The organism is Tissierella praeacuta DSM 18095 (assembly GCF_900128955.1).
Taxonomy (GTDB): domain Bacteria; phylum Bacillota; class Clostridia; order Tissierellales; family Tissierellaceae; genus Tissierella; species Tissierella praeacuta.
The window spans coordinates 1-2,480 of record NZ_FQTY01000036.1 but is presented as its reverse complement, the minus strand read 5'-3'; the positions used below and the strand labels follow the sequence as shown (position 1 = coordinate 2,480).

Annotated in this window: 3 protein-coding genes; all 3 read left to right on the top strand. The window is 29.6% G+C overall.

Annotated elements, in window-relative coordinates; all coding sequences use genetic code 11:
• Positions 1-708 (top strand): ABC transporter substrate-binding protein (locus BUB33_RS15605; RefSeq protein WP_072978152.1); only part of this gene is annotated, 708 nt, incomplete at its 5' end.
• Between the two features lie 17 nt (positions 709-725).
• Positions 726-1,625: an ABC transporter permease gene (locus BUB33_RS15600; RefSeq protein WP_072978151.1), complete on the top strand. Its 900-nt coding sequence runs from the start codon at positions 726-728 to the stop codon at positions 1,623-1,625.
• Positions 1,591-2,355, top strand: coding sequence for an ABC transporter ATP-binding protein (locus tag BUB33_RS15595; RefSeq protein ID WP_072978149.1), 765 nt, complete (start codon positions 1,591-1,593; stop codon positions 2,353-2,355). Before BUB33_RS15600 ends, BUB33_RS15595 begins: the two co-directional genes overlap by 35 nt.
• Positions 2,356-2,480 lie beyond the last annotated feature (125 nt).

The following is a 2,480-nucleotide window of genomic DNA, read 5'->3' as shown; positions in this document are numbered from 1 at the left end:
AAAGTTGATTTGATTTATGCTATAGCAACACCAGCAGCCCAATCTGCAAAACAATCTACTAATGATATTCCTATACTATTTAGTGCAGTAACTGACCCTGTAGTTGCAGAATTAGTAGATTCAATGGAAAACCCTAGTGGAAATGTTACTGGAACATCAGATGCCAGTCCAATGGATAGACAATTACAATTATTTAAGGATTTAGATAGTAATATTAAAAAAGTTGGAATCATTTTTAATACCAGTGAACCCAATTCCCAAGTCCAAGTTGAAATGGCAAAAGATTTAGCACCTTCCATAGGTCTAGAAATAGTAGAAATCGGAATATCTAGTATTTCTGATATGCCTCAGGCAATAGATTCAATAGTTAAAAAAGTTGATGGCATCTATACTATAACTGACAATATGGTAGCATCTGCAATAAATATAGTTTCTGAAAAGGCTATATCAAACAAATTAATTACTGTTGGTGCTGAAGATTCTCATGTTAGTGGTGGTATTCTTGTTACTGATGGAATTAGCTACTATGAGTTAGGTAAACAAACTGCACAAATGGCTAAGGAAATATTAGTTGATAAAACTTTACCTTCCAATGTTCCATCACAAACCGCTACTAATACTAAAAAGGTTTTTAATATGAAAACATTAAAGGCTTTAGAAATTGACGAAAATAATGAAGTATTTAAAGATGCTTCAAAAATTGATTAAAAATTGGAGTGATATATATGAATTCATTAATTATTACATCGTTAGAGCAAGGACTTATATTTGCAGTCTTAGCTATGGGAGTATTCTTGACTTATAAGGTCTTAGATATAGCAGACCTTTCTGTAGAAGGAACATTCCCTTTTGGGGCATTCATATTTGCTAAGTTTATATCTATGGGAATTAATCCAATAATTAGTACTTTAATGGCCTTTTGCTTTGGAACCTTAGCTGGATTACTTACGGCAACACTCTTTACAAAACTAAGAATAAAACCTTTGTTGTCAGGTATATTAACTATGACTATACTCTATTCAGTAAATTTAAAAATAAATGGAAAATCTAATTTCCCATTATTTAAATATAATTCAATTTTTGATTTAGGCCCAACTTTATTGGTATTAATCATAATTGTATTGTTGATAAAAATTACACTAGATCAATTTTTAAAAACTGAAACAGGATATTTACTAATTGCAACAGGAGACAATGAATCTCTTGTAAAATCTCTTGGAGAAAATAGTAATAAATATAAGGTATTAGGATTAATGTTAGCTAATGGTTTAGTAGCTTTAAGTGGTGCTTTAATGGCTCAAATCCAAGGCTTTGCAGATATAACTATGGGAAATTCCATTATAGTAATAGCCCTCGCTTCAATTATAATAGGAGATACTATAAAAAAGAATTCTAACAAAATAAAAAATACAACAAAAGTAATATTGGGAGCAATAATCTACAAAATTATTGGTGGAATCGCTATAGATTTGGGTCTAGATCCCAATGATCTTAGGGCTATAAATGCAATAATAGTAATAGTATTTCTATCCTATAATAATTTTGCAGCTGATTTATTTGAAACTATGAAAAACAAAGGAGGTAAAAGAAATGTTGAAAATAGTAAACCTATCAAAGAATTTTAATAAAAATACAGATAATGAAATAAATATATTTAATAATTTTAATTTAGATATAGAGAAAAATAAATGTACAGCAATTATTGGTTCTAACGGTTGTGGCAAATCTACTCTTCTCAATTTAATAGGAGGAAGTATCTTAGCAGATAAGGGACAAATAATATTGAATGGAAAAAGTATTGAAGGACTAAAAGAAGAGCAGCGAGCAATCCATATAGGAAGAGTATATCAAAATCCATCTATGGGTGTATCTCCTTCCCTTACTATATTGGAGAATATGTCCTTAGCAGATAAAAAAGGAACAAAATTTACTTTAAGAAAACTTATAAAAAAGAATAATATAGATAAATATATAGAATTATTAAAAGACCTAGATTTAGGTCTTGAAAATAAGTTAAATACCAAGGTAAAGTTTCTATCTGGTGGACAAAGACAGTCTTTGTCTTTAGTAATGGCTGCTATGAAGCATCCTGACTTGCTCTTACTAGATGAGCATACAGCTGCATTAGACCCTAAAACCTCTAATGTAGTAATGCAAAAAACTAAAGAATTAATAAAGAAAAACTCTATGACAACCATAATGATTTCTCATAATATGAAGGATGCCATAGAATATTCAGATAGAATAATAATGTTAGATAAGGGTCAAATAGTATTAGATAAACCAAGTATAAATGTAACAGAAAAAGAATTATTTGATATCTACAGGGAAAAGCTTGTGGAAAATGTAGCATAAATCATTAAACCACTTCTTCTTATTAAATAGTGATATGCTCCCCTTGTAGTAGACAGTTTAAATAAAAAAACTGTTTACCACAAGGAGGAGTATTTTTATGGGAAGAAAAAGTAGATTTACAGCAG